This is a genomic window from Agrobacterium sp. LEGMi-208b, from assembly GCF_059511785.1.
The window spans coordinates 864,015-877,008 of sequence record NZ_CM183446.1 but is presented as its reverse complement, the minus strand read 5'-3'; the positions used below and the strand labels follow the sequence as shown (position 1 = coordinate 877,008).

Genomic DNA, 12,994 nt, shown 5'->3' with positions numbered 1-12,994 from the left:
CCGGTTTTCCCCGCCGCCCTTGCGGCTTTTCCCGCGCGCGTCAAACCGCGCGGGTTTTTCTAATATCGATGACAGGGAGACCGCCAGATGACGAACTTCGTCTTGACCGTAACATGCAAATCCACCCGCGGCATTGTTGCTGCCCTTTCAGGCTTTCTGGCGGAGAAAGGCTGCAACATCGTCGACAGTTCGCAATTCGACGATCTCGGCACCGGTCGTTTTTTCATACGCGTGGGCTTCATATCCGAGGAAGGCGCGACGCGTGATGCGCTGATGGCTGGACTCGCGCCGATTTCGAAGACATTCGGCATGGAAGTGGCGCTGCACGATCAGGCTGAACGCATGAAGGTTCTGCTCATGGTGTCGCGCTTCGGCCATTGCCTCAACGATCTGCTCTATCGCTGGCGGATCGGGGCCTTGCCGATCGATATTGTCGGCGTCGTCTCCAACCATTTCGATTACCAGAAGGTGGTCGTCAATCACGACATTCCCTTTCACCACATTCCGGTGACGAAGGAGAACAAGCCGCAGGCCGAAGCGCGGATCATGGAGATCGCGGAAAGTACCGGCACGGAACTCGTCGTGCTGGCGCGTTATATGCAGGTGCTTTCGGACCGGATGTGCGAGGCGATGTCGGGCAAGATCATCAATATCCACCATTCCTTCCTGCCGTCCTTCAAGGGGGCGAACCCCTACAAGCAGGCCTATCAGCGCGGTGTGAAGCTGATCGGTGCGACGGCCCATTATGTGACGGCCGATCTGGATGAAGGGCCGATCATCGAGCAGGATATCGTTCGCATCACCCATGCGCAGTCGGCCGAGGATTATGTCTCGCTCGGCCGGGATGTGGAGGCGCAGGTGCTGGCGCGTGCCATCCACGCCCACATTCACCGGCGCGTATTCCTGAACGGCAGCCGAACCGTGGTGTTTCCTCCTGGTCCCGGCTCTTATGCTTCGGAAAGAATGGGATGACCATTCTCCGCACGTCGCGCTGATGTTGCCTTAAGGAGAGCACAGCGCTAAATAAGCTGGTACGCCATAATACAAAAGCCATCTCCCGTGTCGTTCGTAACTGTGCTGTAACGAAACGGGATGTGTCAAACGAGGTGATACCATGACAGATGCTTCGCACGGAACTGCCATTCGCGTTGAGCGCCCGACAAAGACGCTGAGGGAACTCGCGCTCGACAAGGTCCGTGACGCCATCGTGAACGGTTATTTCCGTCCGGGCGACCGTCTGGTGGAGCGCGATCTCTGCGCCCAGCTCGGCGTTTCCCGCACCATCGTCCGTGAGGTCCTGCGGCATCTGGAATCCGAGGGGCTGGTGGCGAATTTGCCGAACAAGGGCCCGATGGTCGCGATGCTCGATCTCGATGAGGCAAAGCAGATTTATGAAATTCGTGGTGCGCTGGAAGGAATGGCGGCTCGCCTTTGCGCGGAACGCCGCGATCCTGCCATCGTGGAGGCGCTTGAAGCCTCGCTCAGGCATATCCGCGAAAGTTATGTCGCTAAGGATATGCCTGGCGTTCTCATGCATACCTCGTCCTTTTATCAGACGCTGTTCAGCAAGATCGACCGGCATGTCGCCTGGGGTGTCGTCAACCTGCTGACGGTGCGGATCAACCATCTTCGTTCGATGACGATCAAGACGAAAAGCCGCGATACCGAAGGTCCGGCGCAAATGGAGAAGATCGTCGAGGCCATCCGGCAGGGGGATGGAGACGCCGCCTACAAGGCGGCTCTGGATCATGTCGCGAGCGCGAGCGCGATTGCGGAGGCCGTTCTCATCGCCCAGAAGACCGGCAAAGAGTAACCCCTTCAGCATCGCGTGCGGCTAAAATTTCCGGTGCAGCATTCAATCTGCGCCGGCGGGTATCCCCGCAAGCGTGGTTTGCAACATTTCCCGAACGGCAGCTACCAAATTATTGAGCGGTTGGTCGTCGCGGTAAAAGGGCACCGCCGTCCGGACACGCTGGTAGAGTGTATCGGTGCCGGGCGCGCGGCCGGCTTGGTCTGGCTGCATGTCGTAAGCCTGAGCCGCGCTCATGACCTCGATCGCCAGAATGGTTTCCAGATTGCCGATGATCGAGAGCGTTTTGTCGGCAGCGGCGGTGGCATGTGTCAATATATCCTCCTGCAATGCGGAGGTGATGCCGCCATCGAGGCTGGCGGGGGCGGCAAGGCGGCGGTTTTCAGCGGCAAGTGCTGCAGCCGTGTACTGGATGATCATGAAACCGGAACAGACGCCATCGCTTTCCGCCAGAAAGGCGGGCAGCCTGCTGACAAGCGGGTTGACGAGCCGGTCGATACGCCGCTCGGAAATGGCGGCAAGTTCGGCCGCGGCCGTCGCCAGCCCATCCATGGCAAGCCCGAGCGCCGCACCGACGGCATGGGCCTGGGAATGGACCTCGGGTGCCTGCGGCGTGCCGCCGACAACAGGGTTGTCCGTGACACTCGCGAGCTCGCGGTTTACGACATCGGCGATCTGCGCGACGCTGTCCCGAACGGCGCCATGCACCTGCGGCACGGCGCGCAGGCTGAGCGGATCCTGCGTGCGCGATCCGGCCGACCGGGCAAGAAGCGGGCTTGCCGCCAGAAGCTGGCGCAGGTTCGCGCCAACGGTCTGGATGCCGGGCGAGCTGCGTAGCGCAAGCGGTCCTGCGGCGAAGGGATCGGCCTGCGCACCAAGGTTTTCGTAACTCATTGCCGCTGCCGCATCGGCCCAGTCAAGGAGGGACGTCGTGCGGGCAAGCGCGAGGCTGGCGAGGCCGGTGGAGCAGGGTGTGCCGTTGACGAGGCTCAGCCCTTCCTTCGCCTGCAGAACCATGGGTTCGAGGCCGAGCTTTTCGAGCCCCTGCCTGCCGCTGATCAATTCACCCCCGTGGCGGGCCTGACCTTCGCCGATCAGCACGAGGCCAATGGCCGCGGCATGGGTGAGGTAGCCCACCGAGCCCTTCGACGGAATGACGGGAAGAATGTCGCCATTCAGCAGGGCCAGCAGCATTTCGACCGTTTTGACCTGCACGCCGGAGTAGCCATGCGCGAAGTTGTTGATCTGGGCGGCCATGATGGCGCGCGTTTCTTCGCGTCCGAGCGGTTCTCCAACGCCGCAGGAATGGCTGAGCAGGATGTTGCGGGAGAGGGCCTGCTGCTTGGGAATGTCGACAATCACATCGCAGAGCGCGCCGACACCCGTATTGATGCCGTAACCGCGCACACGTTTTTCGACGAGTGCATCAACGATGGCGCGGGCATCGGCGATGCGCTGCGACGCTTTATCCGACAGGGAAAGCGTGGCACCTTTTGCAACCGTGGCGATCTGTTGCCAGGTGAGAGGACGATCGATGGTGATCGTATCAGCCATGCTGGCCTTCTCCCGCACCCGCGCGGCGCTCCACGAAACGGGCGACATAGTCGTTTGCGGGGCTGTTAAGGATCTGGTCCGGCGTTCCCACCTGCACCAGCTTTCCATCCTTCAGGATCGCGATCTGCGCGCCGATGCGGAGCGCCTCGTCGAGATCGTGGGTGATGAAGACGATCGTCTTGTGCAGGTTCTTTTCGAGTTGCAGCAGCTGATCCTGCATGTCGGCGCGGATCAGCGGATCGAGTGCCGAAAAGGCCTCGTCCATCAGGATGACGTCAGTATCGGCGGCCAGCGCGCGGGCGAGGCCGACGCGCTGCTTCATGCCGCCGGACAGCTGGTGCGGAAACTTGTCCTCATAGCCTGAAAGACCGACGGTCTCGATCCACTTCATGCCGATGGGTCGCGCATCGGCCTTAGTCAGTCCGCGCACGCGCTGGCCATAAACGACGTTCTGCAACACGGTGCGGTGCGGCATCAGGCCGAAATTCTGGAACACCATGCTGACGCGCCGGTTGCGGAAATCCCGCAGTTCCTTAGCCTTCAGCGCGAGAACATTGTCGTCTCCGACGAGAATCTCGCCGCTTGTTGGTTCGATCAGGCGGTTGATGTGGCGCACCAGCGTCGACTTGCCGGAACCGGAAAGGCCCATGATCACGAAAATGCGGCCGCCCGCTATGTCGAGGCTGACATTGTCGAGGCCGACGCTGCATCCCGTCTTTGCCAGGATGTCGCTCTTTTCCGCGCCCTGCTGCGCCATGGCTAGCGCGGCCTTCCAGTTGCCGCCGAAGATCTTGGACACGTTGCGGATATGGATATCAGTCATTGCCCATTTCCTTCCGGCTGGATCGGCCAAAACCCTGGGTGATACGATCGAGCACGATTGCGAGAATAACGATGCCGAGACCTGCTTCGAGGCCCTTGCCGACATCGAGCGTCTGGATGCCGTTCAGCACCTGCTCGCCAAGACCGCGCGCGCCGATCATCGAGGCGACGACGACCATGGAGAGCGCCATCATGATCGTCTGGTTGAGGCCGGCCATGATCGTGGGCGTGGCGAGCGGTAATTCGACACCGAACAGGATCTGTCGCGGGCTGCCGCCAAAGGCGGTTGCCGCCTCCACCACTTCCCGATCCACCTGCCGAATGCCGAGATCGGTCAGGCGGATCAGCGGCGGCACGGCATAAACGATGGTGGCAAGCACGGCCGGAACCTTGCCGAGGCCGAACAGCATGATGGCGGGGATGAGATAGACAAAGCTCGGCATGGTCTGCATGACGTCGAGCACCGGCAGGGTGATGCGCCGCGCCCATTCGCTTTTGGCAAGAAGGATGCCCATGGGCACGCCGATGACGATTGAGATGAGGCTGGCAATCAGCATCAGCGCTAGCGTCTGCATCGTCAGGTCCCAGAGACCGAGCGAGCCGACGATGAAAAGCATCACCGCCACCATAATGACGAGCGAAATCTTTTTCGCCGCAAACCAGGCGAGCACCAGGAAGACCAGAAAAACGGCCCACCAGGGCAGACCGCGCAGCACCCATTCCACGAAGAGGATCGCCTGCAGGATCGTCTGCGAGATCGCCTTGAAAACGGAGCCGTAATTCACCACCAGCGAACGCACGATCTCATTGATCGGGCCCCGGATGGAAATATGGAAAACTTCAGGAAACATTGGTGTCGTCCTCGCGCCTGCCGACCCCATGTCCGGGAGCCGGCCCCTGTCCTGACGGGAAAATGCGCGCCGGTAACCCGGCGCGCCTGCGATGTTTACTTGACGGCGGCTTCGATACGCGCCTTGGCGTCCGCGGAAACCCAGCTGCCCCAGATATCGGCCTTGGTCTGAAGGAAGGTCTTGGCGGCGGCTGTCGCATCGACCTGCTTGTCCGTCATATAGGCGAGGCTGGCGTTGATCTCCGTCAGCGGGAACGTCGCCTTTTCAAGGATCGCGATGATCTCAGGCGCTTCCTTCGCAAAGGTGCTGTTCACGCCATAGGCCACCTCGACGGAGGGGAAGGCGCAACCGGCATCACGCTTGCCGTCGGCGCTCGTCAGTTCCTTCCAGCAGGCGTCGCTATAGGCCGGCTCCTGCAGCTGGATGAGCTTGTATTTGCCCATGATTGCCGTCGGGCTCCAGTAATAGAACAGCATCGGCTCGCCCTGAAGATAGGCGGCGGCGATGGCGGCATCGAGAGCGGTGCCGGTGCCGGGGCGGAAGTTCACATAGTTTGCTTCCAGCTTGTAGGCCTGCAGCTTGGCGGTATTGACGCCTTCGCAGGTCCAGCCCGAGGGGCAATTGAGGAAGCGGCCCTTGGTCGGCTCTTCCGGATCCTTGAACAGTTCAACGATCTTCGGATCGGAAAGCTGATCGACGCTCTTCAGGTCCGGAGCCTTGGCTTCGATCCCTTTTGCCGGGTCGCCCTTGATGAGATATTCCGGCACGAACCAGCCTTCGGCGGCGCCGACGAAAGTCTTGCCGACCGACGTGACCTGGCCGGCTTCCGCAGCCTTGTTCCAGACGTCGGAGCGGCCGATCCATTCTTCAGCGAAAATCTGCACGTCGTTATTGGCGGTCGCCTGTTCCAGCGTCACGGAATTGCCGGGAATGGAATCGACCTTGCAATCATAACCTTTGGCAAGGATTTCCTTCATGACTTCGGTGATGAAAGCACCGCTTTCCCAGTCGATGCCGGCGAAGGTGATGGTCTTTCCAGCAGCACAATAGCCTTCCGCTCTCGCGGCGCCGGCATGGGCTCCCATGATGAGCGCGGTGGTGGCCAGCGCGATTTTCAGCTTTGAATTCAGCATTGCATTCCCCTTTTGGTTTGATGATTGGCAACTTGCTGGCATGTGTTTTGTGGTTTCAGCCGGACGCTCAAGGCAGGCGTTTGCCCTGAACCCGGCGGTCATTGGTGCATTTCATATCCTGTCAAAATCGGCGGCCGGTTGATCATCGAATCAACAGGGAATTCGATGTTCGCCTTGAAACGGCGTGCCGAAAGTTCACTATACAACTTTGAGAAATTCATATGGGTCGCGCGCATCGGCGATGTCGGATTGGAGGCGCATGCGGCTGGCCGGTTCGGGAAAGGGCGGTCTTTCAGCGCATATTGCCCAAGCGAGCCATCAAACATGGCTTCAGCTCTGGTATGGCAGCTCCTGCCGTTGCGCTGGGCGGGCATTCGAATATCGCCCCGACTATCGGCCGGAGACTTGCGGCCGCTGGAGATCGAGTCTTCGCTTGCCATTATTTTCCCCTCAAGTTGTATATGTAACTTCACACATTTGCGAAAGACAAGCAAGATAGGATGTGATAATTTTGTGCTTGCGCGGATTCTGGCTGCGTTTTGTGCAGCCGCCCGATTTTTAGGAGTTTTAATGCTGCCCGTCACCGAAAACGAGTTTCCTGTCTCGGGCGATCGCTCCTCCCTGCCGCTGTATGAGCGGGTGAAAGAACAGATCAAGGAAAAGATCGCCAGCGGAGAGTGGTTGACCAACCACAGGATACCCTCCGAAAACGAGATCGTCGACATGCTGGGTGTCAGTCGCATGACGGCAAACCGCGCCTTGCGGGAGCTGGCGACCGAGGGGGTGATCGTTCGCGTGCAGGGGCGCGGGTCCTTTGTCGCCCCGAAAAAGCGAAGCGCCGGCATGATGGGCGTGCGCAACATCGCCGACGAGATCAAGGAGCGCGGTTCGACGCATCGGCCGAGCCTCATTCTCGCCCAGACGGAAGTTTGCGGTCCGGATCTCGCAACCGCGCTGGAGATTAGTGTGGGAGCAAAGGTTTTTCACTCCATCATCGTGCACCATGAAGATGATGTGCCGATCCAGCTCGAGGATCGCTTCGTCAATGCGGAGATCGCTCCGGATTATCTGATGCAGGATTTCAATACGCTTACCCCGAATGCCTATCTGACGGCGGCGGCACCCATTTCACGGACCGAGCAATTCATCGAGGCCGCGTCACCCCAGCCCTGGGAGTGCAAGTTGATGGCCATCAGCCGAAATGAGCCCTGCCTTCTGGTGCGCCGCAGAACCTGGTCATCGAGCCGCGCCGTCACGTCCGTGCGGCTGCTCTATCCCGGTTCCAGATACCGGCTCGAAAGTCAGGAGTAGCGGCCGCCAGCCCCGGCTGACCTGACCCTCCGCAACATTATCGCCACATGAACCGGCCACTTGCGTATCCAGCCCCGCTGATGACGCCTCGGTTAAATGTGCCCTTTTTTCCCGCCTCAAGTCGTCGCTTGCCAATCGCAATCGGTTGCTCATGCCGCTCGACTTGCCGGCCACGATAATACCCAAAAACCGAACGGCTCGCTCATACCGGATTACGGTACTTGACAGTCATATATTATGGCATACCATAAGCCATCATATTTACGGAGAGAGCGCTGATGTCCATCCAGATCCGCAAGACCCTGCTTCAGGTCGAAACGACGTTGATTGAGGGGGGCAAGGCCGCCGCGACGCCATTGAAGCTGTTCGCCGCCATTGCGGTCGTTAAAAATCCGTGGGCGGGCAAAGGTTTCGTGGGCGATCTGAAGCCGGAAATTCACGCAGGCGCGCCGGTGCTCGGCGAATTGCTGACGAAGATGATCCTCGATGCCGTCGGTTCCGGCGAGGCGGTGGAGGCTTATGGCAAGGCGGCGGTCGTGGGGCTGGACGGGGAGATCGAACATGCTTCCGCGCTCATCCACACATTGCGTTTCGGCAACCATTATCGTCAGGCTGTGGGCGCCAAATCCTATCTCGCCTTCTGCAACACGCGTGGCCCCGGCAATGCGCCGATCATAATCCCGCTGATGGATAAGAACGATGAAGGCCGCCGTTCGCACTATCTGACGATCCAGACGGCCATTCCCGATGCCCCGGCCGCCGACGAGATCGTGGTCGCGCTCGGCGCTTCCGTTGGTGGCCGGCCACACCACCGCATCGGCGACCGTTATCAGGATCTGAAGGATCTCGGCCAGGATGTCGCTAATCCGGCCGGCGTGTGAGGCGGACGCCAATGCAAGGGGTCGCCGACACGTCAAAGGTCAATGTTGCAACGGCAGGTGCCGCCACGCTTCCCCGGAAAACGACCGGGGACGGAGCCGCCTATTTTGAAGCCGGCACGGGCGAGGCCCTGATCCTCATCCACGGGGTCGGAATGCGGCTCGAAGCCTGGACGCCGCAGATCGAGGTGTTTTCAAGGACGCATCGCGTCATCGCTGTCGACATGCCGGGCCATGGCGGTAGCGAACGCCTCGCGGCTGGCAGCACTCTTGAGGATTTCGTCGGCTGGTTCGGCCGGTTCCTTGAGGATATGCGGATAGACCGCGCCAATGTCGCCGGACACTCGATGGGTGCGCTGATTTCCGGCGGTGCAGCCGCCACCCTTGGAGATCGCATCATACGCGTCGGATACCTGAACGGCGTCTATCGCCGGGATCCAGCCGCCAAAGCGGCGGTGCTTGCGCGCGCGGCGGCGATCCGCACCACGGGAGTGGACAAGGAAGGCCCCCTGCTGCGCTGGTTCGGCGATGATCTGAAAAGCCAGCACGCGCGGGAGTTGACGAGAGGCTGGCTGGAAATGGTCGATCCGGAAGGTTACGCGGTCGCTTATACGGCTTTTGCGGGGGGAGATGAGACCTATGCGGACCGCTGGCCTTCGGTTACCTGCCCGGCGCTTTTCCTGACCGGTTCGGATGACCCGAACTCAACGCCGCTGATGGCGGAGCAGATGGCGGCGATCACGCCGCGCGGGTATGCCCGCATCGTCGAGGTGCACCGGCATATGGTCAATTTGACCGCACCTGAAACCGTCAATGCAATGATGGCCGAATGGCTGGCTTTAGAGGAGGAGCCGCAATGACCGTTGCAACCCTTGACCCGCGCGCCCTGCGCGACGCATTCGGCGCCTTCGTGACGGGGGTAACGATCGTTACCACCCGCGACGAGGCTGGAAAGCCGGTGGGTTTCACCGCAAATTCCTTCACCTCCGTCTCGCTCGATCCGCCGCTGCTGCTGATCTGCCTTGCCCGCAGCTCGCGCAATTTCGCGACGATGACGGGCGCGAAAAATTTCGCCGTCAATATTCTGTCGGAAGGCCAGAAGGACCTGTCCAATACCTTCGCCCGGCCCGTGGAGGATCGTTTCGCCGCCGCCATCTGGTCGGATGCGCCGGAAGGATCGCCGGTTTTTGCCGATGTTGCGGCCTGGTTCGAATGTTCGATGCAGGAGGTGATCGAGGCCGGAGACCACGTCATTCTGCTCGGTCGCATCAGCGCCTTCGAGAATAGCGGCCTGAACGGCCTCGGTTATGCGCGCGGTGGTTATTTCACGCCGATGTTGGCCGCCAAGGCGCTTTCGGCTGCGGCGGAGGGGGAAGTTGCTGTCGGCGCTGTTCTTGAGCGCCGCGGTGAGATTTACCTCGTTGGTGAGGATGTTCTGTCGCTGCCCGGCTGCGTCGTGTCCGGCGGCGATCCGGTCGCGGCGCTCACGGCGCGGCTTGAGGAACTCACCGGACTGCCGGTCAGGACGGGTTTTCTTTATTCGGTTTATGAAAACAAGGCGGATGGGCGTCAGCACATCGTCTACCACGCACTGGCAGATGGCGATGAGGCGCCGCGTCAGGGCCGTTTTCTGTTGCCCGGCGCGCTGGCTTCGGCAAAGTTCGACTCCGGCGCGACCGCGGACATTGTCAGCCGGTTCGCACTGGAAAGTTCGATCGGCAATTTCGGTGTCTATGTCGGTAACGAGACTGCCGGCAGGGTCCATCCCATCTCGATGAAGGCGACAAACCCATGAAATTTTCCCTCTTCGTCCATATGGAACGGCTGGACGCCTCGCAGGATCACAAGACGCTTTACGAGGAGTTCGTGACGCTTTGCGAAATCGCTGATCGCGGCGGCATGCATGCCATCTGGACCGGCGAACATCATGGCATGGATTTTACCATTGCCCCAAACCCCTTCGTGACCATCGCCGATCTTGCCCGGCGCACCAGGACGGCGCGTCTTGGCACGGGAACGGTGATCGCACCCTTCTGGCATCCGATCAAACTTGCCGGCGAAGCGGCGATGACGGACCTCATCTGCGACGGCCGTCTGGATATCGGTATTGCCCGCGGCGCGTACTCGTTTGAATATGAGCGGCTGCTTCCGGGTCTCGATGCCTGGGGTGCCGGCCAGCGCATGCGCGAACTCATCCCGGCCGTCAAAGGTGTGTGGGCGGGCGACTACGCCCATGACGGCGAATTCTACAAGTTCCCCGCCACCACTTCCGCTCCCAAGCCGTTGCAGCAACCCTTCCCGCCGATCTGGGTGGCGGCGCGCGATCCGAATTCCCATGAATTCGCCGTCGCCAATGATTGCAACGTGCAGGTGACGCCGCTGTGGCAGGGCGATGACGAGGTGGAAACCCTGATGGGCCGCTTCAACGAGGCCTGCACCAAGAACCCGGAAAAACAGCGGCCAAAAATCATGCTGCTGCGCCACACCTATGTCGGGTCCGATGAAGCCGATATCGCGCAGGCGGCGCATGAGATGAGCGTCTATTACAATTATTTCTTCGCCTGGTTCAAAAACGAAAAACCCGTTCATCAGGGGCTTATCGAGCGAATTGCGCCGGAAGACATCGCCGCCAACGCCATGCTTTCCGCTGATGTGATGCGCCGGAACAATGTCGTCGGCAATGCCGGTGAGGTGATTAGCCGGATCAAGGCCTACGAGGCGATGGGCTATGACGAATATTCCTTCTGGATCGATACGGGCATGAGCTTTGAACGGAAGAAGGCCTCGCTGGAGCGCTTCCTTTCCGATGTGATGCCGGCTTTCGGGGAGTAATGCGATGCGCAGTTTCCAGTGCTATATCGACGGACGTTTCGAGGATGGTGAGGCGCGGTTCGCAAGTCTCGATCCCGCAAGCGGCGCTGCCTGGGCCGAAATGCCGGAAAGCCGCGAGGCGGATATCGGCCGTGCTGTCGAAGCCGCGCATCGGGCGCTCTATGAAGATGCAGGCTGGTCGAAACTGACGGCGACACAGCGCGGCAAGCTGCTCTACCGGCTTGCCGATCTGGTCACTGAGAATGCGAAAACGCTCGCCGAACTTGAAACCCGCGACACCGGCAAGATCATTCGCGAAACCTCCGCGCAGATTGCCTACGTCGCGGATTATTACCGTTATTATGCGGGTCTCGCCGACAAGATCGAGGGCGCCTATCTACCGATCGACAAGCCGGATATGGATGTCTGGCTGCGGCGCGAACCCGTTGGCGTCGTGGCGGCCATCGTGCCGTGGAACAGTCAGCTGTTTCTCGCCGCCGTCAAGATCGGCCCGGCGCTCGCTGCCGGCTGCACCATCGTCGTCAAGGCTTCGGAAGACGGGCCGGCGCCGCTTCTGGAATTTGCCCGGCTGGTGCAAGAAGCGGGTTTTCCCGCCGGTGTCGTCAATATCGTCTCCGGCTTTGGCGCGTCCTGCGGCACGGCGCTCACCACCCATCCGAAGGTGGCCCATATCGCCTTTACCGGCGGTCCGGAAACGGCGCGTCATATCGTTCGTAATTCCGCTGAAAATCTCGCCTCCACCTCGCTGGAACTCGGCGGCAAATCGCCGATCCTCGTTTTTGCCGATGCCGATCTCGAAAGTGCTGCCAATGCGCAGGTGGCGGGCATTTTTGCCGCGACCGGCCAGAGCTGCGTCGCCGGCTCGCGGCTGATCGTCGAAAGAAGTATCAAGGATCGTTTCCTTGAGATTCTGAAGGCGAAGGCCGAGGCGATCCGTATCGGCTCACCGCTGGACATGGCGACGGAAGTGGGACCGCTCGCAACCGAGCGTCAAAGGAAGCATATCGTTTCTCTGGTTTCCGCCTCGGTGGATGCGGGCGCTAAGGTGGTCACAGGCGGGGTGCCGATGGACGGCGACGGTTATTTCTATCGGCCGACCATTCTCGACTGCGATGGCATTCGTTCGCCATCGATGGAAAAAGAGTTCTTCGGCCCCGTTCTCTCGGTCGTTTCCTTCGAAACCGAAGCGGAAGCCCTCGCTTTGGCCAATGACACGGTCTACGGCCTTGCCTCCGGTGTCTTCACGCAGAACCTGACGCGTGCCCACCGGCTGATGAAGACGATCCGTGCCGGCATCGTCTGGGTGAATACCTATCGCGCCGTCTCGCCGATTGCGCCTTTCGGTGGCTTTGGCCTGTCCGGCGACGGTCGCGAGGGCGGGCTTGCGGCGGCGCTCGATTACACGCGCACCAAGACCATATGGCTCAGAACCTCTGACGACCCGATCCCCGATCCTTTCGTGATGCGGTGAGCCCATGTTTTACGAAATCCGCACCTATCGGCTGAAGAACGGCGCCATCCCCGCCTACCTCAAGGTGGTGGAGGAGGAAGGTATCGAAATCCAGAAGAGCCATCTCGGCGAACTCGTGGGTTACTTCTTTTCGGAAATCGGCCCGATCAATGAGATTGTCCATATCTGGGCCTTTTCGAGCCTGGATGACCGCGAGGAACGGCGCGCACGGCTGATGGCCGATCCGCGCTGGCTGTCCTTCCTTCCAAAAATCCGCGACCTCATCGAAGTCGCCGAAAACAAGATCATGAAACCGGCGCGGTTTTCACCACTCGGGTGAAATGCGCCGTCCG

14 protein-coding genes are annotated in these 12,994 nt (G+C 60.5%); 9 read left to right on the top strand and 5 right to left on the bottom strand.

Annotated elements, in window-relative coordinates:
- The first annotated feature begins 87 nt into the window (after nt 1-87).
- Entirely contained in the window at nt 88-972 is an 885-nt protein-coding gene (gene purU / locus AC5YUO_RS18745; RefSeq protein ID WP_496156306.1) for a formyltetrahydrofolate deformylase, read from the top strand.
- A 142-nt stretch (nt 973-1,114) separates the two neighbouring features.
- On the top strand, nt 1,115-1,813 hold the full coding sequence (locus AC5YUO_RS18740; protein WP_400813600.1) for a GntR family transcriptional regulator: 699 nt from the start codon (nt 1,115-1,117) through the stop codon (nt 1,811-1,813).
- A gap of 42 nt (nt 1,814-1,855) precedes the next feature.
- Here the strand turns inward: AC5YUO_RS18740 and AC5YUO_RS18735 are convergent, their stop codons facing one another.
- The 5 genes from AC5YUO_RS18735 to AC5YUO_RS18715 all read right to left on the bottom strand — a co-directional run bounded on the left by AC5YUO_RS18735 (nt 1,856) and on the right by AC5YUO_RS18715 (nt 6,610).
- Nucleotides 1,856-3,364 carry an HAL/PAL/TAL family ammonia-lyase gene (locus AC5YUO_RS18735; protein ID WP_496156305.1) on the bottom strand — a complete coding sequence of 503 codons (1,509 nt, stop codon included), beginning with the start codon at nt 3,362-3,364 and terminating at the stop codon, nt 1,856-1,858.
- On the bottom strand, nt 3,357-4,187 hold the full coding sequence (locus tag AC5YUO_RS18730; RefSeq protein WP_400813602.1) for a quaternary amine ABC transporter ATP-binding protein: 831 nt from the start codon (nt 4,185-4,187) through the stop codon (nt 3,357-3,359). Before AC5YUO_RS18730 ends, AC5YUO_RS18735 begins: the two co-directional genes overlap by 8 nt.
- On the bottom strand, nt 4,180-5,037 hold the full coding sequence (locus tag AC5YUO_RS18725; RefSeq protein ID WP_400813603.1) for an ABC transporter permease: 858 nt from the start codon (nt 5,035-5,037) through the stop codon (nt 4,180-4,182). Before AC5YUO_RS18725 ends, AC5YUO_RS18730 begins: the two co-directional genes overlap by 8 nt.
- A 95-nt stretch (nt 5,038-5,132) precedes the next feature.
- Nucleotides 5,133-6,170, bottom strand: coding sequence for an ABC transporter substrate-binding protein (locus AC5YUO_RS18720; RefSeq protein ID WP_174058092.1), 1,038 nt, complete (start codon nt 6,168-6,170; stop codon nt 5,133-5,135).
- Between the two features lie 98 nt (nt 6,171-6,268).
- Nucleotides 6,269-6,610, bottom strand: coding sequence for a hypothetical protein (locus tag AC5YUO_RS18715; protein WP_496156304.1), 342 nt, complete (start codon nt 6,608-6,610; stop codon nt 6,269-6,271).
- A gap of 130 nt (nt 6,611-6,740) precedes the next feature.
- Between AC5YUO_RS18715 and hutC the strand changes: the two genes are divergently transcribed.
- The 7 genes from hutC (at nt 6,741) to AC5YUO_RS18680 (ending at nt 12,981) form a co-directional block, all read left to right on the top strand.
- The gene (gene hutC, locus AC5YUO_RS18710) at nt 6,741-7,481 is read left to right on the top strand and encodes a histidine utilization transcriptional repressor HutC (RefSeq protein WP_400813605.1); all 741 of its coding nucleotides are present in this window, start codon (nt 6,741-6,743) and stop codon (nt 7,479-7,481) included.
- A 278-nt stretch (nt 7,482-7,759) separates the two neighbouring features.
- Complete coding sequence (locus tag AC5YUO_RS18705) at nt 7,760-8,362, top strand: amino acid synthesis family protein (RefSeq protein WP_496156303.1); 603 nt, start codon at nt 7,760-7,762, stop codon at nt 8,360-8,362.
- An 11-nt stretch (nt 8,363-8,373) separates the two neighbouring features.
- A complete protein-coding gene (locus AC5YUO_RS18700; protein ID WP_496156302.1) occupies nt 8,374-9,219 on the top strand; it encodes an alpha/beta fold hydrolase in 846 nt (281 codons plus the stop codon).
- A complete protein-coding gene (locus AC5YUO_RS18695) occupies nt 9,216-10,154 on the top strand; it encodes a flavin reductase family protein (protein ID WP_496156301.1) in 939 nt (312 codons plus the stop codon). Before AC5YUO_RS18700 ends, AC5YUO_RS18695 begins: the two co-directional genes overlap by 4 nt.
- Nucleotides 10,151-11,191: an LLM class flavin-dependent oxidoreductase gene (locus AC5YUO_RS18690; RefSeq protein ID WP_400813609.1), complete on the top strand. Its 1,041-nt coding sequence runs from the start codon at nt 10,151-10,153 to the stop codon at nt 11,189-11,191. The genes AC5YUO_RS18695 and AC5YUO_RS18690 overlap by 4 nt, the downstream gene beginning before the upstream one ends.
- A 4-nt stretch (nt 11,192-11,195) precedes the next feature.
- Nucleotides 11,196-12,662 carry an aldehyde dehydrogenase gene (locus AC5YUO_RS18685; RefSeq protein WP_496156300.1) on the top strand — a complete coding sequence of 489 codons (1,467 nt, stop codon included), beginning with the start codon at nt 11,196-11,198 and terminating at the stop codon, nt 12,660-12,662.
- A gap of 4 nt (nt 12,663-12,666) precedes the next feature.
- Nucleotides 12,667-12,981, top strand: a complete 315-nt coding sequence (locus AC5YUO_RS18680; RefSeq protein WP_020813480.1) for an NIPSNAP family protein — start codon at nt 12,667-12,669, stop codon at nt 12,979-12,981.
- Nucleotides 12,982-12,994: the final 13 nt, after the last annotated feature.

Excerpts from the sequence above, each read along its gene's own strand:
- purU (WP_496156306.1), top strand. The coding sequence starts at position 88 with ATGACGAACTTCGTCTTGACCGTAACATGCAAATCCACCCGCGGCATT.
- AC5YUO_RS18740 (WP_400813600.1), top strand. The coding sequence starts at position 1,115 with ATGACAGATGCTTCGCACGGAACTGCCATTCGCGTTGAGCGCCCGACA.
- AC5YUO_RS18735 (WP_496156305.1), bottom strand. The coding sequence starts at position 3,364 with ATGGCTGATACGATCACCATCGATCGTCCTCTCACCTGGCAACAGATC.
- AC5YUO_RS18730 (WP_400813602.1), bottom strand. The coding sequence starts at position 4,187 with ATGACTGATATCCATATCCGCAACGTGTCCAAGATCTTCGGCGGCAAC.
- AC5YUO_RS18725 (WP_400813603.1), bottom strand. The coding sequence starts at position 5,037 with ATGTTTCCTGAAGTTTTCCATATTTCCATCCGGGGCCCGATCAATGAG.
- AC5YUO_RS18720 (WP_174058092.1), bottom strand. The coding sequence starts at position 6,170 with ATGCTGAATTCAAAGCTGAAAATCGCGCTGGCCACCACCGCGCTCATC.
- AC5YUO_RS18715 (WP_496156304.1), bottom strand. The coding sequence starts at position 6,610 with ATGGCAAGCGAAGACTCGATCTCCAGCGGCCGCAAGTCTCCGGCCGAT.
- hutC (WP_400813605.1), top strand. The coding sequence starts at position 6,741 with ATGCTGCCCGTCACCGAAAACGAGTTTCCTGTCTCGGGCGATCGCTCC.
- AC5YUO_RS18705 (WP_496156303.1), top strand. The coding sequence starts at position 7,760 with ATGTCCATCCAGATCCGCAAGACCCTGCTTCAGGTCGAAACGACGTTG.
- AC5YUO_RS18700 (WP_496156302.1), top strand. The coding sequence starts at position 8,374 with ATGCAAGGGGTCGCCGACACGTCAAAGGTCAATGTTGCAACGGCAGGT.
- AC5YUO_RS18695 (WP_496156301.1), top strand. The coding sequence starts at position 9,216 with ATGACCGTTGCAACCCTTGACCCGCGCGCCCTGCGCGACGCATTCGGC.
- AC5YUO_RS18690 (WP_400813609.1), top strand. The coding sequence starts at position 10,151 with ATGAAATTTTCCCTCTTCGTCCATATGGAACGGCTGGACGCCTCGCAG.
- AC5YUO_RS18685 (WP_496156300.1), top strand. The coding sequence starts at position 11,196 with ATGCGCAGTTTCCAGTGCTATATCGACGGACGTTTCGAGGATGGTGAG.
- AC5YUO_RS18680 (WP_020813480.1), top strand. The coding sequence starts at position 12,667 with ATGTTTTACGAAATCCGCACCTATCGGCTGAAGAACGGCGCCATCCCC.